At 67.5% G+C, this 22,804-nt stretch carries 23 protein-coding genes and 1 pseudogene; 15 read left to right on the top strand and 9 right to left on the bottom strand.

Annotation, left to right across the window (positions count from 1 at the left end):
- Window positions 1–6: 6 nt before the first annotated feature.
- Complete coding sequence (locus ABD024_RS13245; RefSeq protein ID WP_343853434.1) at window positions 7–486, bottom strand: hypothetical protein; 480 nt, start codon at window positions 484–486, stop codon at window positions 7–9.
- 237 nt (window positions 487–723) lie between these two features.
- Between ABD024_RS13245 and ABD024_RS13240 the strand changes: the two genes are divergently transcribed.
- The 5 genes from ABD024_RS13240 (at window position 724) to ABD024_RS13220 (ending at window position 8,460) form a co-directional block, all read left to right on the top strand.
- Window positions 724–2,862 carry a RelA/SpoT family protein gene (locus tag ABD024_RS13240; RefSeq protein WP_343853432.1) on the top strand — a complete coding sequence of 713 codons (2,139 nt, stop codon included), beginning with the start codon at window positions 724–726 and terminating at the stop codon, window positions 2,860–2,862.
- 86 nt (window positions 2,863–2,948) lie between these two features.
- A complete protein-coding gene (locus ABD024_RS13235; protein ID WP_343853430.1) occupies window positions 2,949–4,631 on the top strand; it encodes a hypothetical protein in 1,683 nt (560 codons plus the stop codon).
- A 7-nt stretch (window positions 4,632–4,638) separates the two neighbouring features.
- Window positions 4,639–5,478, top strand: a complete 840-nt coding sequence (locus ABD024_RS13230; RefSeq protein WP_343853428.1) for an SDR family oxidoreductase — start codon at window positions 4,639–4,641, stop codon at window positions 5,476–5,478.
- Window positions 5,479–5,584: 106 nt separating this feature from the next.
- Complete coding sequence (gene mrcB / locus ABD024_RS13225) at window positions 5,585–7,933, top strand: penicillin-binding protein 1B (RefSeq protein ID WP_343853426.1); 2,349 nt, start codon at window positions 5,585–5,587, stop codon at window positions 7,931–7,933.
- Window positions 7,934–7,935: 2 nt separating this feature from the next.
- A complete protein-coding gene (locus ABD024_RS13220; RefSeq protein WP_343853424.1) occupies window positions 7,936–8,460 on the top strand; it encodes a tetratricopeptide repeat protein in 525 nt (174 codons plus the stop codon).
- A gap of 81 nt (window positions 8,461–8,541) precedes the next feature.
- Here the strand turns inward: ABD024_RS13220 and ABD024_RS13215 are convergent, their stop codons facing one another.
- A complete protein-coding gene (locus ABD024_RS13215) occupies window positions 8,542–8,931 on the bottom strand; it encodes an MAPEG family protein (protein ID WP_343853422.1) in 390 nt (129 codons plus the stop codon).
- A 72-nt stretch (window positions 8,932–9,003) separates the two neighbouring features.
- The gene (locus ABD024_RS13210; RefSeq protein ID WP_343853420.1) at window positions 9,004–9,552 is read right to left on the bottom strand and encodes a redoxin domain-containing protein; all 549 of its coding nucleotides are present in this window, start codon (window positions 9,550–9,552) and stop codon (window positions 9,004–9,006) included.
- Window positions 9,553–9,662: 110 nt separating this feature from the next.
- Here ABD024_RS13210 and yoaA point away from each other — a divergent pair, with 110 nt between their 5' ends.
- Window positions 9,663–11,621, top strand: a complete 1,959-nt coding sequence (gene yoaA, locus ABD024_RS13205; protein ID WP_343853418.1) for a DNA repair helicase YoaA — start codon at window positions 9,663–9,665, stop codon at window positions 11,619–11,621.
- A gap of 69 nt (window positions 11,622–11,690) precedes the next feature.
- Window positions 11,691–12,059 (top strand): VOC family protein, encoded by a 369-nt coding sequence (locus tag ABD024_RS13200; protein ID WP_343853416.1) that lies wholly within the window; start codon window positions 11,691–11,693, stop codon window positions 12,057–12,059.
- 42 nt (window positions 12,060–12,101) lie between these two features.
- Here ABD024_RS13200 and dmeF read toward each other — a convergent pair whose 3' ends face one another.
- The gene (gene dmeF, locus ABD024_RS13195) at window positions 12,102–13,040 is read right to left on the bottom strand and encodes a CDF family Co(II)/Ni(II) efflux transporter DmeF (protein WP_343853414.1); all 939 of its coding nucleotides are present in this window, start codon (window positions 13,038–13,040) and stop codon (window positions 12,102–12,104) included.
- 55 nt (window positions 13,041–13,095) lie between these two features.
- Here dmeF and ABD024_RS13190 point away from each other — a divergent pair, with 55 nt between their 5' ends.
- Together ABD024_RS13190 and ABD024_RS13185 are read left to right on the top strand one after the other, a co-directional pair.
- A complete protein-coding gene (locus ABD024_RS13190) occupies window positions 13,096–13,365 on the top strand; it encodes a metal/formaldehyde-sensitive transcriptional repressor (RefSeq protein WP_343853411.1) in 270 nt (89 codons plus the stop codon).
- 110 nt (window positions 13,366–13,475) lie between these two features.
- The gene (locus ABD024_RS13185) at window positions 13,476–13,913 is read left to right on the top strand and encodes a nuclear transport factor 2 family protein (protein WP_343853408.1); all 438 of its coding nucleotides are present in this window, start codon (window positions 13,476–13,478) and stop codon (window positions 13,911–13,913) included.
- Window positions 13,914–14,113: 200 nt separating this feature from the next.
- On the opposite strand, the gene lepB is transcribed toward ABD024_RS13185, so the two are convergent.
- The 5 genes and pseudogenes from lepB to ABD024_RS13160 form a co-directional block, all read right to left on the bottom strand.
- The gene (lepB, locus tag ABD024_RS13180; RefSeq protein WP_343853406.1) at window positions 14,114–14,788 is read right to left on the bottom strand and encodes a signal peptidase I; all 675 of its coding nucleotides are present in this window, start codon (window positions 14,786–14,788) and stop codon (window positions 14,114–14,116) included.
- A gap of 95 nt (window positions 14,789–14,883) precedes the next feature.
- Window positions 14,884–15,020, bottom strand: a pseudogene (locus tag ABD024_RS13175) (IS3 family transposase); the annotation flags it as partial.
- A 784-nt stretch (window positions 15,021–15,804) separates the two neighbouring features.
- Window positions 15,805–16,221, bottom strand: coding sequence for an H-NS histone family protein (locus ABD024_RS13170; RefSeq protein ID WP_343853404.1), 417 nt, complete (start codon window positions 16,219–16,221; stop codon window positions 15,805–15,807).
- 399 nt (window positions 16,222–16,620) lie between these two features.
- Window positions 16,621–16,863 (bottom strand): hypothetical protein, encoded by a 243-nt coding sequence (locus tag ABD024_RS13165; protein WP_343853402.1) that lies wholly within the window; start codon window positions 16,861–16,863, stop codon window positions 16,621–16,623.
- Window positions 16,864–16,911: 48 nt separating this feature from the next.
- Window positions 16,912–17,820 carry a LysR family transcriptional regulator gene (locus ABD024_RS13160; protein WP_343853399.1) on the bottom strand — a complete coding sequence of 303 codons (909 nt, stop codon included), beginning with the start codon at window positions 17,818–17,820 and terminating at the stop codon, window positions 16,912–16,914.
- 123 nt (window positions 17,821–17,943) lie between these two features.
- Between ABD024_RS13160 and ABD024_RS13155 the strand changes: the two genes are divergently transcribed.
- The 6 genes from ABD024_RS13155 to tsaB all read left to right on the top strand — a co-directional run bounded on the left by ABD024_RS13155 (window position 17,944) and on the right by tsaB (window position 22,793).
- Window positions 17,944–18,576, top strand: coding sequence for an NADPH-dependent F420 reductase (locus ABD024_RS13155; protein WP_343853397.1), 633 nt, complete (start codon window positions 17,944–17,946; stop codon window positions 18,574–18,576).
- A 40-nt stretch (window positions 18,577–18,616) separates the two neighbouring features.
- Window positions 18,617–19,006 (top strand): DoxX family protein, encoded by a 390-nt coding sequence (locus ABD024_RS13150; protein WP_343853395.1) that lies wholly within the window; start codon window positions 18,617–18,619, stop codon window positions 19,004–19,006.
- 66 nt (window positions 19,007–19,072) lie between these two features.
- Window positions 19,073–19,885 carry a dioxygenase family protein gene (locus ABD024_RS13145; RefSeq protein WP_343853393.1) on the top strand — a complete coding sequence of 271 codons (813 nt, stop codon included), beginning with the start codon at window positions 19,073–19,075 and terminating at the stop codon, window positions 19,883–19,885.
- Window positions 19,882–20,586, top strand: coding sequence for an alpha/beta hydrolase (locus ABD024_RS13140; RefSeq protein ID WP_343853391.1), 705 nt, complete (start codon window positions 19,882–19,884; stop codon window positions 20,584–20,586). The genes ABD024_RS13145 and ABD024_RS13140 overlap by 4 nt, the downstream gene beginning before the upstream one ends.
- A gap of 168 nt (window positions 20,587–20,754) precedes the next feature.
- Window positions 20,755–22,104, top strand: a complete 1,350-nt coding sequence (creD, locus tag ABD024_RS13135; protein ID WP_343853389.1) for a cell envelope integrity protein CreD — start codon at window positions 20,755–20,757, stop codon at window positions 22,102–22,104.
- The gene (gene tsaB / locus ABD024_RS13130; protein WP_343853387.1) at window positions 22,101–22,793 is read left to right on the top strand and encodes a tRNA (adenosine(37)-N6)-threonylcarbamoyltransferase complex dimerization subunit type 1 TsaB; all 693 of its coding nucleotides are present in this window, start codon (window positions 22,101–22,103) and stop codon (window positions 22,791–22,793) included. The genes creD and tsaB overlap by 4 nt, the downstream gene beginning before the upstream one ends.
- Window positions 22,794–22,804 lie beyond the last annotated feature (11 nt).

Genomic DNA, 22,804 nt, shown 5'->3' with positions numbered 1-22,804 from the left:
TCCCGGTCAACGCACGCGTTTGACGTGGGCAGAATCGTTGCAGCCGTCCACGTACATCAGCCAGTTGCCGAGCATCGACGGCTTGACCTTGACCGCAGGGTTGTCCGAGCTCATGCAGGAAGGCGTGTCCGTGCCGACCTGCTCCCACGTCTGGCCGTTGTCCAGGGTGAACTGGCTGCGGCCATGCCAGCCGTCGAAGTGACCGGCGATATGCGCGTTGATCTTGCTGCGCTTTTGCGTCTCGGTATAGAACACCGGTTTGCCGCTGGCGTCGACCATCTTGGTGACGGCCTTGTCGTGCTTGCGCAGCCAGTCGTCGAGGTTCTGCAGTTCCTGCGGCGACAGCTTGTCCAGCCCGGCCGCCTTGAATTCGGCGCTGCTCATGCGCTGCTGCAGGTCGTCGGCCTGCTGCGCGTGCACGGACAGGCAACACAGTGGCAGCGCCAGCAGCAATGACCGGATCAGGTGACGCGGACGGGTCGACATGGGTGCATTCTCCGGGCAGGGAAACGGGCGGGACGATTCTGCGCGATAAACCGCTCCCCGGCCAGACGCCGCGGTGGCCGTGGCCGCCACCGATGCGAATCCGTAGGGCAGCATGCCGCGGGTGAACGCTGATTCTGCGCGGTAAGCTGGTCGCGCGCCAAGCGTTGGCGGAACATGCCAGCCGCTGACGACGGATGCAATGCCTGCCGTAGCGCGGCCGATGAGGAAGATCGTTTCATGGTTCAAACCGCTTTCATTGCCACCACCAGCTTGCAGTCATGGCGCGACCGCGCCGGCACGTTGCCGCCGGTACTGGCCGACGCGCTGGACGCCTGCGCCACCCGTGCGGTGGACCAGGCCGGGTGCACCGACGTGCTGGACCTGCTCGGCATGCTCGGTTGCGATGCGCAAACCCAGGCGGCGGCGGCATGGTTCGAACTGGCGCGGGTCGACCCCGCGTTGTGGGCGGAGCGCCGCGCGAAGCTGCCGGCCGAATTGCAGCGGCTGGTCGATGGCCAGCAGGCAGCCGAGCAGGTGTGGGCGCTGCATGCGCAACGGCCGCCGCAGGGTGCGGCGGAGGGCCTGCGCCGGTTGTTGCTGGCGATCGTGCGCGACTTGCGCGTGGTGTTCGTGCTGCTGGCGCGGCAACTGGCGCGGATGCGCGCGGTGGCAACCGCGCCGGAGGACGAGCGTCAGGCGCTGGCGCGGTTGACGCGCGACATCCACGCGCCGCTGGCGAACCGGCTCGGCATCTGGCAGCTGAAGTGGGAACTGGAAGACCTGGCGTTCCGCTACCTGCAACCGGAAACGTACCGCCGCATCGCGGACCTGCTCGACGAACGCCGCACCGATCGCGAAGCGTTCATCCGCGACTCGCTGGACGAACTGCAGCGCGCGCTGGAAGCGGCCGGCATCCATGCCGAGTTGGCCGGGCGACCGAAACACATCTATTCGATCTGGAAGAAGATGCAGCGCAAGTCGCTGGACTTCTCCGACCTGTATGACATCCGCGCGGTGCGCGTGCTGGTCGACAACATCACCGACTGCTACGCCGCGCTGGGCGTGGTGCATTCGTTGTGGCCGCACCTGCCAGGCGAGTTCGACGACTACATCGCGCGGCCCAAGGCGAACGGCTACCAGTCGTTGCACACCGCGGTGCTGGGGCCATCCGGCAAGACCCTGGAAGTGCAGATCCGCACCCACGAGATGCACCGCGCCAACGAGCTGGGCGTGGCCGCGCACTGGCGTTACAAGGAAGGCGGCAGCAGCGACGCCGAGTTCGAGGCGAAGATCGCCTGGATGCGCAAGCTGCTGGAGCCGCGTGGCGAGGACGACAGCGCGCTCGCCGCCGAGCTGCAGACCGAACTGCTGGAGGATCGCGTCTACCTGCTGACCCCGAAGGGCGAGGTGTTCGACCTGGCGCGCGGCGCCACCGTGCTGGACTTCGCCTACCTGGTGCACACCGAGGTGGGCCATCGCTGCCGCGGCGCCAAGGTCAACGGCCGCATCGTGCCGCTGACGTTCCAGCCGCAAAGTGGCGACCGGGTGGAGATCCTCACCGCCAAGGTGGCCGAGCCCAGCCGCGACTGGCTGTCGCCGCACCATGGCTACCTCAACACCGCGCGGGCGAAGGACAAGGTGCGCGCGTGGTTCCGCAAGATCGCCCACGACGCGAACCTCGCGGTCGGCCGCGGCATGTTCGAGCGCGAGCTGAAGCGCCTGGCGCTGTCGAATGCGGACGTGGGCAAGCTGCCGGCGCACTTCCACCTGAAGAACCAGGACGAGCTGCTGATCGCGCTGGCGCTGGGCGAGATCACCCCCGGCCAGATAGCCCGCGTGCTGCAGGAAGCGGCGCAGCCGCCGGAGCCGGCGGTCACCCAGTCCAGCGCGCCGGTGGCTTCGCGTCATGCCACGCTCGACCACAGCGCGCTCAGCATCGAGGGCATCGGCAACCTGCTGACCACGCTGGCGCGTTGCTGCCAGCCGCTGCCCGGCGACCCGGTGCGCGGCTTCATCACCAAGGGGCGCGGTGTCTCGGTGCATCGCACCAACTGCGGCAGCCTGGCAAGGCTGGCGCGGCGCGACCCGGACCGGGTGATCGAGGTGAGCTGGGGCAGCGCCGCCGCGCAGGCGTACGAGGTCGACATCGAACTGCGCGGCTACGACCGCAAGGGCCTGCAGAAGGACGTCACCAGTGTCGTCAGCAATGCCGGCACCCACATCATCGCTTCGTCCAGCCGGCTGTTCGTGCACACCGGCGAGGTGGAAATGCGCTTCACCCTGCGCGTGCGCGACTTCGAACAGCTGTCGACCCTGCTCGGCAAGTTGCTGGCGCTGCCGAACGTGATCGACGTGCGGCGGGTTGGCGTCGGCTGAATGACCGCGCAATGCCGGCCGGTAGGCGAGCCGGTGGCTGGCGGCCCGATGTTAAGCTGCGTCGACTCCCTTCACAGCCACGGATCATGAGCGGACGCCGAGACCAGCACGACGCACATCCACCGATTCGCACCGAGCCCACCCTGGGTGACCTCGATCGACTGGATGCCCCGCGCGCGCCGGCTGCGGACGGCCTGCCGCAGGTATCGGTCGAACCGCGCCGCCCGCATGAAAGGGCGACCGCACCGCCGCGGCGCAAGCGTCGCCGTGGCTGGGTCGTTCCGCTGTTGCTGCTGCTGGCGATCGCGGCGGTCGGCACACTCTGGCTCAGCCAGAACCACCTGCGCGGGATGCTGCCGCGCACCGACTTCAACACGGTGCTGACGCAGGCGCAGCAGGCCTTGCAGGATGGCCGTCTGGACGGCCAGGACGGCACCAGCGCACGCGAACTGTTCCAGGCCGCCGCGGCGCTGGAGCCGGATAACGACCGCGCCCGCGACGGCCTGCGCGAGGTCGGCCAGGCCACGCTGGCACAGGCCGATGCCGCGTTGCAGGCGGGCCAACTGGGCCCGGCAGCGCAGCAGGCGGCAGTGGCCCGCGAACTGCTCGGTGGCGGCAGCGACATCGACCGGCTCGATCGCGCGATCGCCGGTGCCCGCGCTCGCCAGGTGCATACGGTGGACCTGGTCGACCAGGCGCAGCAGGCGCTGGCCGCCGGCAAGCTGGACGGCCCGGAGGGCGCCGGTGCGCTGTACCAGCGCGTGCTGCGCGCCGATCCCGACAATGCGGTGGCGGCGCACGGACTCGACCAGGTCGGCTACGCACTGGCGGTGCAGGCGCGCGCGGCGCTGGATGCGCGGGACAACACCACGGCCGACGCGCGCATCGAGCAACTGGCCGCGCTGCAGCCGAACAACGGTGCGCTGCCGGCACTGCGTGCGCTGCAGGCGCAGACGCGCAAACAGGACAACAGCACGCTGGAGGCGGCGCTCAAGGCCGGCCAGGATGCGCTGCGCGCCGGGCGCATCGACGGCAGCGGCGACGACACCGCGCTCGCCCACTTCCAGGCCGTGCTCAAGCTCGATCCGGACAACGCACAGGCGCACATCGGGCTCGGCAAGGTGGCGCAGGCGCTGACCGTGCAGGCGAACGCCGCGCTCGACGACGGCGACACGATGCAGGCGGCGAAGCTGCTCGACCGGGCGGCGGAGCTGGCGCCGAAATCGGCCGATCTCGCCGCGACGCGGGCGCGCCTGGACAAGGCGCCGCCAGCTGCGGCCGCACCGGCGGCCGCGGAGGAGGCGCCCGCACCGGCCGTCGTGTCGCCGCAGCAGAGCGCGGCGGTAGCGCGGCTGGTGCAGCGTGCGCAGGCGGCCACGAACAACGGCGACATCATGATGCCGCCCGGCGACAGCGCGTACGACTTGTACCGCAGCGCGCTGGCGATCGACGGCAACAACGAGGCGGCACTGCATGGGTTGCAGGCCTTGCCCGGTCAGGTCGAGCAGCAATTCAACCAGGCGCTCGCCGCCGGCAACCTGGGCAAGGCCGGCGACATGCTGGCGAACCTGGCCGAGCTGGCGCCGGGCGATGCCGCGCAGGGCGCGCTGGGCAACCGACTGGCCGGCGCATGGCTGGACCAGGCCGAGCAACAGCTGGCGCGTGGCGACCGCATCGGCGCCAGCCAGTCGTTGCAGCGCGCGCGCAAGCTGTCTCCCTCCAATCCGCGCGTGCTGGACCTTGGCGTCCGCTTGCAGGGCGGCGGATGAGCGCGGCATGACGGTACTGGTGTTGGGCGGCAGCAGCCAGATCGGCCACTTCCTGTTGCCGCGCCTGCGTGCCAGCGGCGAGTCGGTGCTCGCCCTGAGCCGGCAGCCGCGACCTGCGCAAGCCGGCGTGGAATGGCTGCAGGGAACCTTGCCCGACCGCGTGCCGGTGCTGCCGCCGTTGTCGGCGATCATCAGCTTCGGCCCGCTGCAGGGGCTGGCCGACTGGCTGGCGCAGACCACTCTGGCCGACGCGCCACGGGTGATCGCCACCAGCTCGATGAGCGCCGAAAGCAAACGCGATTCCCGCGTGCCGGCCGAGCGCAACCTCGCGCGCCAGCTCCGCGACGGCGAAGCCGCGCTGGCCACCGCCTGCGAGCGTCACGGCTGCGCCTGGACCGTGTTGCGGCCAACCTTGGTCTACGGCGCCGGCCTGGACAAGAGCCTCACCCCGATCGCCCGGCGCGCGATGCGGCTGCGAGTGTTTCCGCTGCCGGCCGGGCGCGGCCTGCGCCAGCCGGTGCACGCGGACGACATCGCGCAGGCGGTGCTGGCCGCGCTGGAATGCCCGGCCGCGGCCGGCAGGATCCTGCCGATCGGCGGCGGCGAACGGCTGCGCTCCGGCGAGATGTTCGCGCGGGTGCGCGATAGCCTGTCGCGCAGCACCGTGCCGTTGCCGTTGCCGGCCTGGTTGCTGCGGCTAAGCCAGCGCGCGCTGCCGCCGTTGCGCGGTCCGCTGAGCCGGCTCGACAGCGACCTGATCGCCGACAACGGCGACTTGCAACGCCTGCTCGGCATTCGTCCCCGGCCGTTCCGCCCCGACCCCGCGATGTGGCTGCCGCCGCGCTAGGCGCGCGATTTGCCCGCGTTTCGCCACGAAACCGCCCGCCACGTTCATATGCCCGCCGGGTAGCAGGCCCTATGATCGAACCATTCGATTGCCGGATTTCCCCACGTTGGCCTTCCTGACCCGTACCCGCTTGTTTGCGCGCCGCTGCTGGCCGTGGCTGCGCATCCCGTTCTGGATCGGCATGGGCCTGCTGTTCGGCTTCGTGCTGCCGTACACGCTGGTGCTGAACAAGCGGGTGCAGGACCGCTTCAACGAACTGGTGTTCGCGGTGCCCACCAAGGTCTACGCGCGGCCCTTGCCGCTGGCCGTCGGCACGCCGATGACGCCGGCGGCGCTGGAGCTGGAACTGACCTTCGCCGGCTACAGCAACGACGGCAAGGGCCAGGTCGCCGGCGGTTGGGTGAAGCAGGGCGCGCGCTACACGATTGCCTCACGCGGCTACGCCGGTCCGGATGGCGGTGAGCTGCCCAAGCGCATCCGCGTCACGCTGGGCCGGGGCGCGGTGCAGTCGGTGCAGGATGCGACCAGCGGCAAGCCGATCGAGCTGGCCCACCTGGACCCGGCGCGCATCGCCACCTTGTACGGTGCCAGCCAGGAGGAGCGCCGCTTCGTGCGCCTGGCCGACGTGCCGCCATTGCTGGTCAGCGGCCTGCAGGCGGTCGAGGACCGCGACTTCAACCATCACATCGGCATCGACGTCAGCGCGATCGCGCGCGCCGCGTTCGCCAACCTGCGCGCCGGGCATACCGTGCAGGGCGGCTCCACGCTGACCCAGCAGCTGGTGCGCAACCTGTTCCTCAGCCGCGACCAGAACCTCACGCGCAAGATCAACGAGGCGCTGATGTCGCTGCTGCTGGAGGCGCATTACAGCAAGGGGCGCATCCTCGAGGCTTACGTCAACGACGTGTTCCTCGGCCAGCAGGGTGGCCAGGCCGTGCACGGCTTCGCGGCGGCGTCGGAGTTCTACTTCGGCCGCCGGCTGGAGGACCTGCGGCCGCAGGAAATCGCCTTGCTGGTCGGCATGGTGAAGGGGCCGAGCTATTACGATCCGCGCCGCTCGCCGCAGCGCGCGCTGACCCGACGCAACCTGGTGCTGCAGGAATTCTTCGAGACCAACCTGATCAGCGCCGCGCAGCTCAATGCCGCGCAGGCGGCGCCGCTGGACATCGTCAAGAACGGCCAGCTGCCGCACAACCGCTTTCCCGCCTTCATGGACCTGGTGCGCAAGCAGATCACCGCCGACTTCGACGAAAAGGCGCTGCGCGAAGGCAACCTGTCGATCTTCACCACGCTCGATCCGGCCGCGCAGCTGTACACCGAGCAGGCGATCACCAGCACGCTGAAGGGCCTCGGCAAACGCGGCGACGGCGTGCAGGCGGCGGCGGTGGTGACCAGCGCGCAGACCGGCAGCGTGCTGGCCGTGGTCGGCAGCAAGATCCCCGGCGATCCGGGGTTCAACCGCGCGCTCGACGCGCGCCGGCCGATCGGCTCGACGATCAAGCCGTTCGTCTACCTGGTCGCGCTGACCCAGCCCGAGCGCTGGAATTTGGCCAGCCTGGTGAACGACGGCCCGATCAGCATGCGACAGCCGGATGGCAGCTACTGGACGCCGCAGAACGACGACCACCGCAGCCACGATCCGCTGATCATGGTCGACGCACTGGCGCATTCGTGGAACCTGGCGACGATTCACCTGGGCATGGAGGCGGGCTTGCCGCGGATCCAGGCGTTCCTGAAATCGTTCGGCATCGGCGACATCAATCCCAGCCCGTCACTGCTGATCGGTTCGCTCGACCTGGCGCCGTTGCAGTTGACCCAGCTGTACCAGTACCTCGCCGCCGACGGCCATGCGCTGCCGCTGGTGGCGGTAAGCGGCGTGCTCGACGGCAACGGCCGCACGATCAAGCGCTACCAGGTGCAGGGCGGCCGCGGCGAGTACCAGGAAGCAGTGCGCCTGACCACTTGGGCGATGCAGCAGGTGGCCGAGTACGGCACCGCCAGCGCGCTCGGCAATTCCGCGCTGGCCTCGTTGCACGCCGCCGGCAAGACCGGTACCAGCGACGACATGCGCGACAGCTGGTTTGCCGGCTTCACCGGCGAACACCTGGCGGTGTTCTGGATGGGGCGCGACGACAACAAGCCGACCACCCTGTTCGGTTCCAGCGGCGGCCTGCGTGCATGGCGCGACCTGTTCGCCAAGCTGCCGAGCCGACCGCTGTCGGCCGCACCCGGCGAGGGGCTGGAGATGGCCTGGATCAACCCGGCCAGTGGCAGGCGTACCGAATCGCAGTGCGAAGGTGCGCAGCAGGTGCCGGTGATCGCCGGCACCTTGTCGGCCGATACCGAGGGCTGTTTCTGGCAGGGTATCCAGAGCCTGTTCGGCGGCAGCGACAATCCACCCCCACCTGCCGCTGGCGCCGCACCTGCCGCGCCCGGCGTACCGAGCGGAAATTGATCATGCACTACCTGGGCAAAGGTTTTTCCCTGCTGCTGGCGACGAGCTTGCTGGCCGGCTGCGGCATGTTAGCCACCACGCCACCACCGGCCCCGCAACCACCGCTGCCGACCTACGACCAGGTCACCGCGATCCGTGCCGCCGGTGATCGCGAGAAATCCATCATCGCCGTGAATCCGTTGCGTGACCCCGGCATCGGCGCACTGCAGGACGCCGCCAAGCGCGACGAACAGGCCGGCAAATACGCCGACGCCGCGACCACGCTGGACCAGGCGTTGAAGCTCAGCCCGGATTCGCCCGACCTGCTGCAGGAACGCGCCGAAATGGCGGTGCGCCTGAAGGATTTCTCCGCGGCCGAAAAATTGGCCCACAAGTCCTGGTCGCTTGGCCCCAGGCTGGGCCCGCTGTGCGCGCGCAACTGGCAGACCATCGTGGAGATGCGCCTGCAGGCACGCGACCACGCCGGCGCCGAGACCGCACGCAAGTGGGTGGGGCAGTGCCACAAGGCGGGGATTCCGCGCTACTGAGCGGGTCGCCGGGCGTCACCGCGAAGCGTCTGGCGGAACGATCCGGGTAGTTGTTCGCTGCGACCAGATCGGCGCGCCGGCTCAGAACAACGCTGCCAGCACCAGCACGATACCGACGACGCTCGCCGCCCAGATCAGGGTGCGCAGGTAGGGAATGCCGGCGACATACGCCGGCACGTAGGCCAGCCGGGCCCAGAAGTAGAGCTGGGCACCGAGCACGGTCATGTTGTCGTGGCGCTGCAGCAGGTGCGCGGCCAGCACCACGGCGACGAACAGCGGAAAGGTTTCCAGGAAATTCGCGCGGGCGCGATCCAGCCGGCCGCCGATGCCGCTGAGCGGCGGCTTCACCTCGTCCCGCGCGCTGGCGGCCCAGCCCAGTCCGCGCTGGCCGACCGAGCAGGTCGCGGCGAGCGCGATCTGCACCAGCCCCAGCACGACACTCCACACCAGCATGCACAATTCGGTCGTCATGATGCGTCTCCCCCGCGGCGGTGCCGGCATGGTGAACCATGGCCGGCGCGGCCGCCAGTACCGCGACGGAGGCTATGCCGCGCGTCTGGCGCGCACGCGGGAGAGGAACTGCTCGACCCGCTCCAGCGGGATGCGGTCGCCGGCATCACGGCCGTAGTACGCCTCGATGATGCGGCCGTGCTCGTTGATCAGGAAGTCGGCCGGCATCAGGTTGCTGGTGTTGAGGCCAGCCAGACCGACCAGGCGCATGCCCTTGAGCAGGGTCGGCACGCGCGTCACGATCGCCTTCAGCTTGCGCCACAGCGAGCGCTCGATGCCGTAGATCTCGTGTGCACTCGACGTGGGGTCGGCGGCAATCTGGAACGGGCGTGGCCGGTGTCCGGAGAAACGCAGCACGTCCGCCTGCGAGGCGCTGAACACGGCGACGATGTCCAGTCCGCGCGCGGCCAGCTCTGCGTGCTGGTTGGTCAGCTCGTAGATGCGGAAATTGCAGAACGGGCAGGCAGCGTCGCGGAAGAACGACAGCAGTGTGAGGCGGCCGCGGCTGCTGGTCATGATCGGCTGGCCGTGGATGTCGACCAGGTCGAGCGCGGGCGCCAGTTCGGGTGCGAACAGTCTCACGTCGGTTCTCCTTCGGTAGGCGGCGCGTTGCTGCCAAGTTGATGCGTCGGCGTTGGTCGAGGTTCCCGTTGCTGCTTTGTCGCACGCTGCCGCTCCGCCATACTTGACGGATGAACGATCTCGATGACACCGAGTCCGACGACGTCGGCGCCCTGCTCGGTGCCGACGGTCCGTTCGCCCGCGAACTGCCGAATTTCGCGCCGCGGCTGGCGCAACAGGCGATGGCGCGCGCGGTGCAGCAGGCGATCGCCGGGCGCGACACGCTGATCGCCGAGGCCGGCACCGGCACCGGCAAGACGTTCGCCTACCTGGTGCCGGCGCTGCTGTCGGGCGAGCGGGTGATCATCTCCACCGGCACCAAGACGCTGCAGGACCAGCTGTATTTCCGCGATCTGCCGAAGGTGCGTTCGGTACTCGGCGCGCGGCTGAAAACTGCGTTGCTGAAGGGCCGCGCGAATTACCTGTGCCTGTACCGGCTCGATCAGACCGTGCGCGAAGGCGCCAGCTTCGAGCGCGCGCAGGCGGCGCAGCTGGCGACGATTCGCGCGTGGTCGGCGCGTACCCGGCGCGGTGATCGCATGGAGCTGGCCGAGGTGCCGGAGGAATCGCCGCTGTGGCCGCGTGTCACCTCCACGCCGGAAAACTGCCTCGGCGTGGAGTGCCCGTTCTTCGACGATTGCCACGTGGTGAAGGCGCGCCGCGAGGCGCTGGAAGCCGACGTGGTGGTGGTCAATCACCACCTGCTGTTCGCCGACCTGGCACTGAAGCAGGAAGGCTTCGGCGAAATCCTGCCCGGCGCGGCGGCGTTCATCCTCGACGAGGCGCACCAGATCCCCGAACTGGCCGGGCAGTTCTTCTCGCAGAGCATCAGCGCGCGCCAGCTCACCGACATGGCCAAGGATGTACTGACCGAATGCAACGGCATCACCGGCGCGATCGGCCTGCTGCTGGAGCCGGTGGAGGCGCTGCAGGATGCGCTGCGCAAGCTGCGGCTGGCGATGGAGTCGCTGCCCGCGCGCGGCGCATTCCAATTGCTGGAGGATCGCGCCGACGTGCGCGCGTCGCTGCACGATCTGCGCGAGCTGCTGGCCACGCTGGCCGAATTGCTCGCCTCGCAAGCCGAGCGCTCGCGTGGCTTCGCCAACCTGCACGAGCGCGCCGAGCTGTTCACCGAACGGCTGGACCGCATCGTCGAGTCGCACGGCGACCATGACGTGCGCTGGTACGAAACCTTTCCGCGCGGCTTCGCGCTGTACGCCACGCCACTGGATCTCGCCGTGCCGATGCGCGGCCTGCGCGAGCGCACCCAGGCGGCGTGGATCCACACCTCGGCCACGCTGTCGGTGGCCGGCAACTTCGACCACTTCGCTCGCCAGCTCGGCCTCGACGAGCCGCAGACATTGAGCCTGGAAAGCCCGTTCGACTACGCGCACCAGGGCCTGTGCTACCTGCCGTCCGGCCTGTCCGATCCGAACGCCCGCGACTACACCGAGCAGGTGATCGAAGCCGCGCTGCCCGTGCTGCACGCCTCCCACGGTCGCGCGTTCCTGCTGTTCACCTCGCACCGCGCCCTGCGCCGGGCGGCCGAGCTGCTGCAGGACAAGGTGCCGTGGCCGCTGTTCGTGCAGGGCACCGCGCCGCGCCCAAGGCTGCTGGAGGAATTCCGCGCCAGCGGCCACGGCGTGCTGCTCGGCGCAGCGAGTTTCTGGGAAGGCGTCGACGTGGTCGGCGAGGCGCTCAGCGTGGTGGTGATCGACAAGCTGCCGTTCGCCGCGCCCGACGATCCGGTGTTGACGGCCCGCCTCGCCGCGCTGGAGCAGTCCGGCATCAACCCGTTCATGGGCTGGCAGGTGCCCAGCGCGGTGATCGCGCTGAAGCAGGGTGCCGGCCGCCTGATCCGCGACATGCACGACCGCGGCGTACTGGTACTGTGCGACCCGCGCCTCACCAGCAAGGGCTACGGCAAGCTGTTCCTCGCCAGCCTGCCGCCGATGCCGCGCACGCGCGAGCTGGCGGATGTGCAGGCGTTCTTTGCCGATGCGACCGTATTCGAAACCCGTTCGTCCTGAGCGTAGCGTAGCGAAGTCGAAGGACATCACCGCACTTTCCAGCAGACTCGATCGAGAGAGAACAACACCATGGCCAAGGTCACCGGACTCGGCGGCATCTTCTTCAAGTCACGCGACCCCGCCGCACTCGGTGCGTGGTACGCGCAGCACCTCGGCCTGAACGTCGAGGAGTGGGGTGGCGTCCGCTTCGACGAGAACGAACGACGCCCCGGCTACACGCTGTGGTCGCCGTTCGCAGCCGACACCGGTTACTTCGGGCCAGGCGCGCAGCCGTACATGATCAACTTCCGCGTCGACGACCTCGACGCGCTGCTGGCGCAACTGCGCAGCGCCGGCGTCGCGGTGGACGAGCGCGTCGATGAGAGCGAGTTCGGTCGCTTCGGCTGGATCACGGACCCGGAAGGCACTCGCATCGAACTGTGGCAACCGCCCGCGTAGCAACGCGATTCCGCCCTGTCGTGAGGTCGGCTCAGGCAACCCTCAGACAACGGCGATCTCGACCGTCACGTGCACCAGTTCCTCGTGGACGGCCAATTGCCGGCGAACCTCCTCGGCGCTGATGGCCGAGGTGGCCACCAGCCCGAGGATGCAGGCGTAGCTGTTGCGGCCGACGCGCCAGACGTGCAGGTCGCTGACGACCGTCGTCGCGAAATGCTCCCTCACCACGTCGCGGATTTCCTCGATCACCGGCTGGTCCATCTCGGCGTCCAGAAGAATCTTGCCGGACTCGCGCAGCAGGCCCCAAGCCCATCGCGCCACCAGGACCGAACCCACGATACCCATGACCGGGTCGAGCCAGGAGGCGCCATAAAGCTTGCCTCCGACCAGCGCGACGATGGCGAGCACCGAGGTTGCCGCGTCCGCGATGACATGCAGATAGGCTGCGCGCAGGTTCACATCGTGATGGTGGGCGTCGTGCCCATGGCCGTGCCCGTGCCCATGTTGGTGTCCATGCTCATGGCTGTGCTCTCCCTTCAACAGCCAGGCGCACAGCAGGTTGACGCCCAAGCCGACCACCGCGATCAGGATGGCGTCGTCATAGTGGATCGCGGCGGGCGCGAACAGCCGTTCGATCGACTGGATCATCATCAGCGCGGCGACGACTGCAAGCAGCAAGGCGCTGCTGTAGCCACCGAGAATCTCGATCTTCCACGTGCCGAAGGCGAACCGCCGATCCTCCGCGTAGCGCCTGGCGAACACGTAGGCCATGACGGACAACCCCATCGCCAGTGCGTGCGAACTCATGTGCCAGCCGTCGGCCAGCAGGGCCATCGAGTTCAGCCAGTAACCGCCCACGATTTCCACGACCATCATGGCCGCCGTGATGAGCACCACGCGCCGGGTGTTGCGCTCCGCCTTCGCGTCGACGTGGTTGAACTGGTGACTGTGGGTGAATGACGAGACGTCGGGGGCGGGCATGGTTCGTTCTCTGGCGATATACTCCCCCATAGTATATGACCGTCAGGCTGTCGCCATGTCCCACATCCAGGAAAGCCGGAAGAAACTGATCGCCCGGGTTCGCCGCATCGGCGGCCAGGTGGCTTCGCTTGAACGCGCCATCGAAGGCGATGAAGAGTGCGGCGCGGTGCTGCAGCAACTGGCCGCCGTGCGCGGTGCGGTCAACGGCCTGATCCTCCAGGTGATGGAGGGGCACCTGCGTTCCCACGTGGCCGATACCGGCAACGCGAAGCAGCAGGACGAGCTGTTGCCGGTACTTGCCGTGCTGAAGAGCTACCTGAAGTAGCTTCCGTCGGGGCTGCCGGCAGGAGGCTGCGGTCGACGCCCGAAGGCACTCGCATCCAGCCGCGGCACCCGTCAAAGTAGCGGGGTCTTCGTCGCAGCGGAGCAAAAGCCGTGAGCCGAACATCGAATCGCGATCGACAGCAGACGCCCGATCCCGCCGAACCCGAACTGGTCACGCCACCCGAGCTGCTGCCCGTGCTGGAAGCACTGCGCCGGCGCGAGCCGATCTTCCACCGCCCCGAATTCGGCAGCACCCGAGCCGATTTCGAACGCATGGCTGCCACCGACTTCTGGGAAATCGGCGCCTCCGGCCGGTGCTACAGCCGCGCCCACGTGCTCGACGTGCTGGAACACCGCGCCCCCGACCCCGCCGAACACACCTGGAAAACCCGTGATTTCCACTGTCGCGGACTCGGGCCGGACACGTACCTGCTCACCTATACCCTGGAGCAGGGCGAACGGGTCAGCCGTCGCAGCACCATCTGGCGGCGCAATGGCGACGAGTGGGTGATCGTGTTCCATCAGGGGACGTTGGTGAGGGTACCTTAAGGCCACCTTTGGCCAGTTGCTCGACATCTGCTCTCGACGGCGGTCAACCGGCGCAAGGTGACCTGGTTGCTGGCGGCGCGTTGCCAGCAGGGATCGTCGTTGCACTTCAATGACTTTGGATTCGCCAGATCCATGCCTTGTGCGGGGATGACCGACTTGAAACATGGTTGTTCGAGATTCCCTGATGGATGGCGACTGCATTAGTCGAGCGGCGCGGCGAAGCGATCCGTGCGCGGCAGGTAGTGATGTTCCGGGTCGAGCGAGGCGACCACGTGGCGGGCACGTCCGACGATCTCGTCGCGCGGGAAGAAGCCGAAGTAGCGCGAGTCCATGCTGTTGTCGCGGTCGTCGCCGAGCAGCAGGTACCGGCCGGCGGGTACCTGCACCGGGCCGAAGCTGCTGGCCGGGCTGGGGCGGTAGTCGGACAGGCGGATCGCGTGGTTCATCACGCCGTAGCGTTCGATTTCGTAGTGCGCCGGATCGCGCAGATCGTCGCCGATGCCGCCATAGCTGCCGGTGACATAACGCGCCGCATGGCCGTTGATGAAGAGCACGTTGCCGCGCATCGCCACCTGGTCGCCGGGCAGACCGATCACCCGCTTCACCAGCCGCTCGCGCGCGGTATGCGAATCCAGCACCACGATGTCGCCGCGCTGCGGGTCGGCCAGGTGCAGCAGCGAAACGTGGGTCAGCGGCAGGCGCACGTCGTAGGCCAGCTTGTCGACCAGGATGCGGTCGCCGATGCGGATGGTGGGCTGCATCGAGCCGGTTGGCACCACGTTCCAGTCGGCCACCGCGCTGCGGAACACGATCATGCACAGCATGAAGGCGATGAAACCGCGGTTGCGGAGCAGGAATTTCGCGATCGCGCGCATGGCATTCCCCTGCGGCTGGACGGCCGGTCCAGTAGTGACCGCGTCACGGATGCGAAGTTTCCCCGTCAGCGGTGCGCCATCTTGCGGCCCGTTGCCGCTACGAAGCCGAACTTCACATCGACTCCTTGGCGAAATGGGCCGCGGCTTTTTTCAAGATGTCACGCTCCATCCTGAGCTTGGCATTTTCCTTCTTCAGCCGATCGATCCCGGCCTGCTCAAGCTTCATCTGGCCTTTGGGCCTTCACGGCCTTAACTCAACTGTCCGCGAAAACGGGGTAGAACCCTCTTCTTGATGTAGAGCTTGGCGAGCTTGTCATCTGCCGTAGCGAAGAATAGCTGGCGCTGACCAGCTTCAGCTGCATCGGCCAAGTCGTCCGAGGGTCAATCCCAAGGGTTATTCCCCGACGAAAAACAGCCCATGTTCGCCGCGTAACTCATATCTGTAATTACCCGCTACGGGAGAGCTTTCGTATGGACACGACGCCACGCGAGAGCGAATACGTATAGGTGGGCCGCCCACGGTACTTGGTTGACCGACACGTGATGAGGTAGGCGTCGCCTCCCGGTTGCGCGACACTTTGGCAAGACAAGCCGTGGTATTTCCACTGCTTCATTGGCATGGCTTTGGGGATGACGATCTCGAGCAGGCCGTTTAGGCAATAAAAGACGTCGTTGCTGCAATCCTCATAGGCGCTGGTGATCTCGCTACGTGAGGTATTGATGCGCGCGCGCCGTACCCTGTATCTCGACATCGCGAGTAGCAACATCGATGACGATGGATAGGTTGTTGGCTCTGCCGGTCCCATCGTAGATGTACCCCTTGACCTGCTCGGCACTATGCCCCACAGGGGCCAGACCGAAGGTCAAGGCGACAACGACGGAGACAAGAGCAGCTACGCGTTGCATGGCTACTGGTCTCCGTCGTTGGGTTTGTCACCGGCCGCATTGTAGGCATCGCGATGGAGGGCACCCCCCCAATGGTCCCATTGGCCTTATATAGGTGGCTCGCCTGGGCCTCAGGCCGCTTTCTTCGCAGCGGTCTTTGCAGCTTTCTTGGCTGCGCCTTTCTTGACGGCCTTCGCCGGAGCCGCCTTGGGTGCGCCATCGATCAGGAGGCTTTCGGCGGTGGTGCCGCGCTTCTTCAAGGCCTGCACGAACCACAACGGTCGCTTGCCACGACCCGACCATGTCTGGGTGGCGTTCGCAGGGTTGCGATACTTGGGGGCTACTACCGACTTCGGCCCCTTGGCGCCTTTGCCGCCATGTGTCGGATACACGTCGGCCAGGGTGAGGCCGTTGCTTTTCAGCAAACGCTCGATTTTTTCCCGTACCTCTTTGACGTGATTGGCGTGAGCAGCCTGCATCTGCGATTGGGCATTGGCGATGAGTGCCTTGAGTTCGGCAGGAGACAGCGTTTCGAGATTAATGGTCATGATTGTGCTCTTCGGCAGTGGGTCAAAAATGAGAGTTTACCCGAGTGGATAAGAATTCACCTACAAAAGGAAATGGCATTCCCTTACATGTCTCCTGCTTACTTCACCGCATGAGTGGCGATGAGTAGGTGAATGCCTCGGAACTAACGTCGAGGAGCATCGAGGACAGCGCACCTGCACACTTGCTTTCGTGAGCAGTGTGGGTAATGACTGGCAGCGTGCCGCCGTCGCGGGCTGGATGACAGCTGTGCAAGCTACGAAGGGTTGATGTCGACCCGTAACGGGCGTTTGCAACTTACACTCACCAAGCATGAGGCCGGCAGCATTCCAAACTCAGGTAGCCAAATGCCAGAAAAAATATCTCCGGCTGGCAGATGGAGGCGACCATGGTTGCGGACGCTACTTGGAGTGGTAGTTGTCATGGTTGTGGCCATACTCGTTCTGAATCCCGAACTCGCTTTTCTCGGCTTCCTGCTCGACCCAGTGATGCTTGACGTTGCGATCTTGCTTTTCGGTACTCAGCTTCTCTTGCTCGATGGTCAAATCCGAACGTTCCTGGTCACAACATATTTGGGCATCGCGCGCCGCCTGTCGGTATTTAGGCTGAGGCGTTAAGGGTCGCTCCTGGCTGGAAACCAACATTCAGGCGACCGGCGGTCCGACTTCACGCCGCCGTGCGGTCGCCACTGCTCAGCGCGGCGTGTTCCAGACTGGCACCGCAAATGCCTCCACCAAAAAATCCACCAGCCGGCGCGTCTTGATCGGCAGGTGTTTGCGCGAGGGATACACCGCGTGGATGCCTAGCGTCATCGCCCGGTAGGTCGGCAGCAGTTCGACCAGGTCGCCGCGGCGCAGATCGTCGGCGACCAGGAAATCCGGTTGCAGGATGATGCCCTGGTGGTCCAGCGCGGCCGCGCGGCAGGTGTCGCCGTTGTTGGCGTGGATGCGCGCGTGGGTGCGCACGACGACCGGGCTGTCGTCGGGTGCGGTGAACGTCCACTCGTTCCTGGCCGCCCAGTAGCTGTAGGAAATGACCTCGTGCTGCGCCAGTTCGCGTGGGTGCGCGGGTGTGCCGTGCAGCGCCAGGTACGACGGTGACGCGCACGCCACCATGCGAGTCGACGCGAGTTGCCGGCTGACCAGTTGCGAGCTGGGCAGGTTGGTGATGCGCACCGCCAGGTCGTAACCCTCTTCGACCAGGTCGACGACGCGATCGCTCAGTTCGATGTCCAGCGACACTTTCGGGTACAGCTGCGCGAAGCGTCCCCACAGCGGGGCCAGGTGCATGACGCCGAAGGTGAGCGGTGCGTTGATCCGCAGCAGTCCGCTGGGTTCGCCGCTGCGCGAACTGATTTCCGACTCCGCCTCGTCGATCGCAGCCAGCATCTCCTTGGCCCGGGCGAAGAACAGTTGGCCGTCGTCGGTCAGCGACAGCCGGCGCGTGGTCCGGTGCAGCAGGCGCGCGCCGAGGCGCTGTTCGAGCTCGGCGACATGCCGCGACACCGCCGCCTTGGACAGCCCGGTCGCGTCCGCGGCGCCGACGAAGCTGCCGGCCTCGACCACGGCGACGAAGCTGGCCATTTCCTGGAATTTGTCCATGGTGTCATCCTATTGCCTCGTTTATCGAGACAGTGAGTCAATCCAAAGCCAGTTTATCGATATACGGCCGGCCAATAGAGTACCTCCATGCCCGGATGTCCCGGGCACCTGACGGAGACTTCCATGAACATCACCCTGATCGGCACCGGCAACATGGGCTCGGCGCTTGCCAAGCAACTCACCCGCGCCGGCCATGCCGTGCGCATCACCGCCCGCGATCCGGCCAAGGCCCAGGCCCTCGCCGCCGCGAACCCCGGCGCAGTGGCCGCGGCCCCCGTCGACGCGCTGGCCGGTTCGGATGTGGTCATTGTTGCGACCGGTTACGCCGATGCGGTGCCGGCGTTGCGTTCGCTGGGTTCGCTGGCGGGCAAGGTCGTCATCGACATCACCAATCCGCTGACCGCCGATTTCATGGGGCTGACTCTCGGTTACGACACTTCGGCCGCCGAAGAGATCGCCAAGGCGCTGCCCGAAGCCGAGGTGGTCAAGGCGTTCAACACGCTGTTCGCGCAGGTGCTGGCCGACGGCCCGCAGTTTGCCGACGGCCAGGTCGCCCCGGCGTTCTTCGCCGGCGACAGCGAACGGGCGAAGCAGACCGCGAAGGCGCTGATCGAAAGTCTCGGTTTCACGCCGGTCGATGCCGGCCCGCTGAAGAACGCGCGCTACCTCGAACCGCTGGCCGCACTGAACATCTATCTCGGCTACGGCGCCGGCCTCGGCACCGCGATCGCGCCGACCTGGATCAGCAAGGCCTGACCCGACCGCGGCGCCCACCTCCCATTTCCAAGGAATCCCAATGAACGCTCCACTCGCATTGCTCGGCCGCTTCGGCCTCTCGCTCATCTTCATCATTTCCGGCTGGGGCAAGATCGCCGGCTACGCCGCCACCCAGCAGTACATGGAAGCGATGGGCGTACCTGGCGCACTGCTGCCGCTGGTGATCGCGCTCGAACTCGGCGGCGGCCTGGCCATTCTCGCCGGTGTATTCACCCGCTGGATCGCGCTGGCGCTCGCTGCGTTCTCGCTCGCCAGTGCCGCGCTGTTCCACGCCAATCTCGGCGATGCCGCGCAGGCGATCAACTTCTGGAAGAACGTGGCGATGGCCGGCGGCTTCCTGATGCTCGCCGCCCACGGTGCCGGCATGCTCAGCCTCGATAATGCGTGGAACAAGCGTCGCGACGCGTGACATCCACGCCACCGCCATCCCACCGCAGCGGGCGCATCGGCGCCCGCTGCCTCATCAGGAATCGCCATGACCACCGCCCCCTCGCTCTTCATCTCCCACGGTTCGCCGATGTTCGCACTGGAGCCGGGCCAGCTCGGTCCGAACCTGCGCGCCATCGGCCAGGCGCTGCATGACATTGCCGCCGTGCTGGTGGTGTCGCCGCACTGGCAGACCCGGGGCGTGCGCGTCGGCACCAGCGTCGCACCGGAGACGATCCACGACTTCGGCGGTTTCCCCACGCCGCTGTACCAGTTGCAGTACCCCGCACCGGGTGCGCCGGCACTGGCGCAGGACGCCGCGCGTCTGCTCGCGCAGGCCGGCTTCGACGTGACGCTCGACGAACGCCGCGGCCTCGACCATGGCGCGTGGGTGCCGCTGCGCTACCTGTTTCCGCAGGCCGACATGCCGGTGTTCCAGGTGTCGCTGCCGCAGGACATCGATGCGGCCGGCGCGTTGCGACTGGGCCAGGCGCTGGCGCCGCTGCGCGAGCGCGGCGTGCTGGTGGTCGGTTCCGGCAGTCTCACCCACAACCTGTACGAATTCCGCCAGCACATCCGTGATCCGGAGTACGCGCAGCACTTCGCCGACTGGGTTCGCGATGCGGTGGCCGCGCGGAATGTCGCGGCGCTGGTCGACTACCGTCGCCGCGCGCCGCATGCCGAGCGCGCGCATCCGACCGAGGAACACTATCTGCCGCTGCTGGTGGCCGCGGGCGCAAGCTTTGGCACGGACGCGACGCGCCTGGTCGAAGGCGGCATGACCTACGGCGTGCTGTCGATGGATTCGTTCGCGTTCGGCCTGCCGGATGCGGCCAATACCGCGCTGGAGGATGCCGCATGAAGACCTTGTCACCACTGTCGGTGGATCCCGCCTTCGCGCTGGCGTTCCGCACGCTGCAACCGCTACCGGAAAAGCCGGCGTCGCTGCTGGTGTTGCTGCATGGCGTGGGCGGCAACGAGAGCAACCTCGCCGCACTCTGCGCCGAGGCTGGCAGCGACACGCTGGTGGTATTGCCGCGCGGTCCGATCACGCTGGGGCCGGAAGCGTTCGGCTGGTTCCGCGTTGCCTTCACCGGCAACGGTCCGCAGATCGTGGAAGCCGAGGCCGACGCCAGCCGCCGCACTCTGATCGACTTCATCGGACAACTGCAGCAGGCGCACGGCATCGACGCGGCGCATACCGTCGTCGCCGGTTTCAGCCAGGGCGGCATTCTCAGCGCCAGCGTGGCGTTGACCGCGCCCGAGCGCGTCGCCGCGTTTGCCGTGCTGGCCGGCCGGATCCTGCCGGAACTCGAACCGCAGCTCGCCGACGCGCAACGCCTGGCCGCGCTGCGCGGCTACATCGCGCATGGCACGTACGACGACAAACTCCCGGTGAGCTGGGCGCAGCGGGCCAGCGACTGGCTCGACCGCCTCGGCGTCGATCACCTGACGAAGCTCTATCCGAGCGGGCACGAACTGGGCCCGGCGATGCGCGCCGATTTCCTCGCCTGGCTGGCCCGGGACGACCAGCGCTGGAACCGGCCCGGCATCGGGCAGTAAACCCGGCCCCGGCAAGCACGCCCGCCATCGCACGCTCAGCGCGGCGGCAGGCACGGCGTGCGGACAGGCAATGGTCGCCCGGCTGCCCGCATTTCGCCCCTGTCTGCCCGCTGCTGCGCCCCCGGCACTGTTGTGATCGACACTCCGGATCAAGGGAGTGCTGGGGACATGGGCAAGTTGACTCAGACGGTGACCGCCAAGGTACTGGGCGTCGGTGTGCTGGCGTTGTTGATGACGATACCGCTGATGCAGGTGCGCGAACTGGTGGGCGAGCGGCAGCAGTTGCGCGAGGGGGCGATCGCCCAGATCGCACGGGGCTGGGGCGGTGCCCAGGTGCTGGGCGGACCGGTGCTGGTGGTACCGACGGTCCAGTCCGTGCCGGTGGCGCAGGGCCAGCCGCCGCAGTGGCGCGCCGGCAGCGAGAGCATGCTGGCCGATGCGCTGAAGCTGGATGTGGCGATGGCGGTGGAGACGCGCAGTTACGGCATCTATGCCGCGCCGGTGTTCGTCGCCACGGTGAAGCTCGGCGGCCAGTTTCGTGCGCAGGATCTGGCCCAGTTTCGCCGCGCCAGCAACGCACAGTGGCAGAGTGACAAGGCCGAGCTGCGCTTGGCCGTGGGCGACCTGCGCGGCCTGCAGGAAGTGAGCGAGCTGCGCATCAACGGCCAGCCGGCGCGCTTCGAATCGTCGGCCGAGCGGCTCGGCCCGTGGCCGAACGTGGTGGTGCCGATCGACCTGGATGCGCTGGGCGGCCAGCCGATCGACGTGCAGATCACGCTGAAGCTGGCCGGCACCGAAGCGCTGCAGCTGCTGCCGCTGGCGCGCAGCACCGACGTGACAATGCGCGCGCCCTGGAGTGATCCCAGCTTCATCGGTGCCGCACTGCCGCTGGAGCACAAGATCGACGCCGCCGGCTTCAGCGCACACTGGCACCTGCTCGACCTCAACCGCAGCTATGGCCAGCACTGGGCCGTTGCCGACAGCGACATGGAAGCCGCGCTGCAGACCTCCACCTTCGGTGTGCAGCTGTACCAGCCGGTCGACGTGTACCAGCGCAACGTGCGTGCGGGGAAGTACGGGCTGTTGTTCATCGCGATGACCTTCGTGGCATTCTTCCTGTTCGAGATCCTGAAGCGGCTGCGCGTGCACCCGATGCAATACCTGCTGGTCGGCGCGGCACTGGCCACGTTCTACGTGGTGCTGCTGGCGCTGTCCGAGCAGATCGGCTTCGGCCCGGCGTATGCCTTGGCGGCCGTCGCGGTGGCCGTGCTGGTGGGCGGCTACGCGATGGCGGTGCTGCGTGCGCGGCGCGCCGGACTGCTGCTGGGTGGTGTGCTGGGACTGATCTACGCGATGCTGTACGGCCTGATCGCGGCGGAGCAGTACGCGCTGCTGATCGGCGCGCTGGTGCTGCTGGCGATGGTGGGCTTGATGATGTACCTGACCCGCCGCATCGACTGGTACGCGTACGTGCCCACGTCGACCGAGCCGCCAGCCGCTATCATGGACAAATCATGAACCTGCTCGCGATCGAAACCGCCACCGAAGCCTGCTCCGTCGCCCTGATCCACGGCGACGAACTGATCGCCCGCAGCGAGATCGCGCCGCGCCGGCATACCGAGCTGGTATTGCCGATGGCCGACGACCTGCTGGCCGAGGCCGGCATCGGCCGCCATGCGCTGGATGCGATCGCGGTGGGCCGCGGCCCCGGCGCGTTCACCGGCGTGCGCCTGGGCGTGTCGCTGGCGCAGGGCATGGCGCTGGCGCTGGATCTGCCGGTGATCACCATCTCCTCGCTGGCCGCGCTGGCGCTGGAAGCGCCGGAAGAAGAGGGCACCGCGATCCTCGCCGTGATCGACGCGCGCATGGGCGAGATCTACGCCGCCTGCTACCGCCGCGACGACAACGGCGGTCTGATCGCGCTGGACGAGGAGCGCATCTGCACCGCCGGGACGCTGGTGTTGCCGGACGCAGCTGCCTGGCAGGTGGTCGGCAGCGGCTGGGCCACCTACGCCACCGTGCTGAGCCAACGCCTCACCGGCACCCTGCACTCGGCCGACGGCGTGCGCTACCCGCAGGCCGCGCATGTCGCCGAGCTGGCGCTGCGCGAGTTCAAGGCTGGCCGCGTGCAGGCGCCCGAACTGGCGTTGCCGGTGTACCTGCGCGACAAGGTGGCGTTGACGCTGGTGGAGCAAGGGAAGGCGTGAGTTGTCTTTCG

This window comes from Rhodanobacter soli (assembly GCF_039523495.1).
Taxonomy (GTDB): Bacteria; Pseudomonadota; Gammaproteobacteria; order Xanthomonadales; family Rhodanobacteraceae; genus Rhodanobacter; species Rhodanobacter soli.
The sequence above is the reverse complement of the archived record's forward strand: the minus strand, read 5'-3'. Positions and strand labels throughout refer to the sequence as shown.

What these genes read in the sequence shown, in the direction of transcription:
- creD (WP_343853389.1), top strand. Translation starts at nt 20,755, where the DNA reads ATGGGCAAGTTGACTCAGACGGTGACCGCCAAGGTACTGGGCGTCGGT.
- ABD024_RS13220 (WP_343853424.1), top strand. Translation starts at nt 7,936, where the DNA reads ATGCACTACCTGGGCAAAGGTTTTTCCCTGCTGCTGGCGACGAGCTTG.
- ABD024_RS13235 (WP_343853430.1), top strand. Translation starts at nt 2,949, where the DNA reads ATGAGCGGACGCCGAGACCAGCACGACGCACATCCACCGATTCGCACC.
- ABD024_RS13215 (WP_343853422.1), bottom strand. Translation starts at nt 8,931, where the DNA reads ATGACGACCGAATTGTGCATGCTGGTGTGGAGTGTCGTGCTGGGGCTG.
- ABD024_RS13200 (WP_343853416.1), top strand. Translation starts at nt 11,691, where the DNA reads ATGGCCAAGGTCACCGGACTCGGCGGCATCTTCTTCAAGTCACGCGAC.
- ABD024_RS13160 (WP_343853399.1), bottom strand. Translation starts at nt 17,820, where the DNA reads ATGGACAAATTCCAGGAAATGGCCAGCTTCGTCGCCGTGGTCGAGGCC.
- tsaB (WP_343853387.1), top strand. Translation starts at nt 22,101, where the DNA reads ATGAACCTGCTCGCGATCGAAACCGCCACCGAAGCCTGCTCCGTCGCC.
- ABD024_RS13165 (WP_343853402.1), bottom strand. Translation starts at nt 16,863, where the DNA reads ATGTTGGTTTCCAGCCAGGAGCGACCCTTAACGCCTCAGCCTAAATAC.
- ABD024_RS13240 (WP_343853432.1), top strand. Translation starts at nt 724, where the DNA reads ATGGTTCAAACCGCTTTCATTGCCACCACCAGCTTGCAGTCATGGCGC.
- ABD024_RS13230 (WP_343853428.1), top strand. Translation starts at nt 4,639, where the DNA reads ATGACGGTACTGGTGTTGGGCGGCAGCAGCCAGATCGGCCACTTCCTG.
- ABD024_RS13245 (WP_343853434.1), bottom strand. Translation starts at nt 486, where the DNA reads ATGTCGACCCGTCCGCGTCACCTGATCCGGTCATTGCTGCTGGCGCTG.
- lepB (WP_343853406.1), bottom strand. Translation starts at nt 14,788, where the DNA reads ATGCGCGCGATCGCGAAATTCCTGCTCCGCAACCGCGGTTTCATCGCC.
- yoaA (WP_343853418.1), top strand. Translation starts at nt 9,663, where the DNA reads ATGAACGATCTCGATGACACCGAGTCCGACGACGTCGGCGCCCTGCTC.
- ABD024_RS13170 (WP_343853404.1), bottom strand. Translation starts at nt 16,221, where the DNA reads ATGACCATTAATCTCGAAACGCTGTCTCCTGCCGAACTCAAGGCACTC.
- ABD024_RS13155 (WP_343853397.1), top strand. Translation starts at nt 17,944, where the DNA reads ATGAACATCACCCTGATCGGCACCGGCAACATGGGCTCGGCGCTTGCC.
- ABD024_RS13150 (WP_343853395.1), top strand. Translation starts at nt 18,617, where the DNA reads ATGAACGCTCCACTCGCATTGCTCGGCCGCTTCGGCCTCTCGCTCATC.
- dmeF (WP_343853414.1), bottom strand. Translation starts at nt 13,040, where the DNA reads ATGCCCGCCCCCGACGTCTCGTCATTCACCCACAGTCACCAGTTCAAC.
- ABD024_RS13140 (WP_343853391.1), top strand. Translation starts at nt 19,882, where the DNA reads ATGAAGACCTTGTCACCACTGTCGGTGGATCCCGCCTTCGCGCTGGCG.
- ABD024_RS13145 (WP_343853393.1), top strand. Translation starts at nt 19,073, where the DNA reads ATGACCACCGCCCCCTCGCTCTTCATCTCCCACGGTTCGCCGATGTTC.
- ABD024_RS13190 (WP_343853411.1), top strand. Translation starts at nt 13,096, where the DNA reads ATGTCCCACATCCAGGAAAGCCGGAAGAAACTGATCGCCCGGGTTCGC.